Genomic DNA, 1,696 nt, shown 5'->3' with positions numbered 1-1,696 from the left:
AAAGGGCTTCCAGGGTCTCATCCCCTTGAGACGGCAAGATCTCAATTACAGACATGGCAAACCTTCCCGATCCGACACCAAACGCAGCACCCGACAGGGATTGCCCGCAGCCACTACCCCCTCGGGGATATCCGAAACCACCACGGACCCTGCGCCAATGACGCTGCCAGCCCCAATGGTGATGCCCCCCAGCACGGTACAGCCGGCGCCAATCCACACGCTTTCCCCAATGGTAATGGGTCTGGCGTAGGCCAGTCCGGCATTGCGCGCTGCGGCTGATACAGGATAGGTGGTACAAGCCAGACAACACCCTGGACCAATAAAGGCATCGACGCCAATGGTGATGGGGGCAGAATCCAGCATCACACAATTAAAATGGATGATTGCCCGCCCTAAAATATGGATATTAAAGCCAAAATCGCATCGGAAATCCGGCTCGATGAGGGCCCGGGGTCCGGCAGTTCCTAAAAGGGATTTTAAAATGGCCTGACGCTTTTCCCCTTCGTCCGGGCCGGTCTGGTTATACTCCTGGATAAGTGCCTTCGCACCCCATTGAAGCTTTCGTATTTCCGGATCCAGTGCATTATAAAGTCGTCCTGCCTGCATTTTTTCCTGTTCCGTCATTGCGATCCTCCGTCTTCTTAGTGCTGCTTTCGCCCCGATGCTGCGGTAATTCCCATCCCCTCCCGATATTTAGCCACCGTCCTTCTGGCGATGACAATACCCCGCTCTGCCAAAGCATCTGTCAGCTTCTGATCACTCAGGGGCTTCATGGGGTTTTCCCCATCAATGAGTTCCCGAAGCATGGTACAAATGCCATCTGAGGATACCGCGGTATTCCCAGTGGTGTACCCCCGTTTAAAAAAATCTTTGAGGGCAAAAATGCCCTTGGGGGTCTGGATATACTTCCCCCGAACCGCCCGGCTGACGGTGGACTCGTGGACATCCGCCTGCTCCGCCACCTCTGCCAGGGTCAAAGGCAATAGATGCTCACAGCGGCTTAAGAAATAATCCTCCTGGACCTCCCCAATGACGGTGATGATCCGTCTAATGGTCTCCCGACGTTTATCGATATTTTTCACCAGGGCCAGGGCCTTGTCCAAATTGCTTTTGATGTATTCCCGGGTTCCGGCATCACAGGAATCCCGGTTGGTCAACAGTCTTCGATAGACCCGATTAATGGTCAGCCGCGGTGCACTGATATCATTAATATGGACCAATAGCTTGCCGTCCACCCACTCGATACTCCCATCAGGTACCACGTACTCCAGGGCTTCCTGGGGATCAAAAAGGCAGCCCGGCCTGGGATTCAATTCTTTCAGCTGCATCTTAAAAGCCGCGATGGCGGCTTCATCTAACCCAGTGGCTGCCGCCACTTTTTTAAAATGATTGTTGGCGATGTCCAAAAGATAGCCCCCTAAAAGCATTTGACGGGTGGGGGTGAGGAGTCCCAACTCTCTTAGCTGAATGGCCAGGCATTCCCCAATATTCCGGGCACCCACCCCTGGAGGGTCAAAGGTTTGGATGGTCTGGATGGCATCCTCCACCTGATGGTTGGTCACCCCCAGGATCTGGGCGGCCTCTTCCTTATCCACAAAGAGATAGCCATCCCCATCGATACAATCGATGAGGTGCAGGCAGATCTTATTCCGTTTGGCGTCTGCACTGGTCCCGCTGGTTTTTAGCTGAAACTTGA

Annotated in this window: 2 protein-coding genes; both read right to left on the bottom strand. The window is 53.8% G+C overall.

The features are described from left to right. Positions 1-45 precede the first annotated feature (45 nt). Positions 46-624: a sugar O-acetyltransferase gene (locus VB081_RS01265; protein WP_323398297.1), complete on the bottom strand. Its 579-nt coding sequence runs from the start codon at positions 622-624 to the stop codon at positions 46-48. Between the two features lie 17 nt (positions 625-641). Further along, the coding region (rpoN, locus tag VB081_RS01260) for an RNA polymerase factor sigma-54 (protein ID WP_323399055.1) at positions 642-1,696 on the bottom strand (1,055 nt) is incomplete at its 5' end.

This window comes from Christensenella sp. (assembly GCF_034927525.1).
Classification (GTDB): domain Bacteria; phylum Bacillota; class Clostridia; order Christensenellales; family Christensenellaceae; genus Christensenella.
Note: the sequence above shows the minus strand (reverse complement) of the source record. Positions and strands in the feature narration are given on the sequence as shown.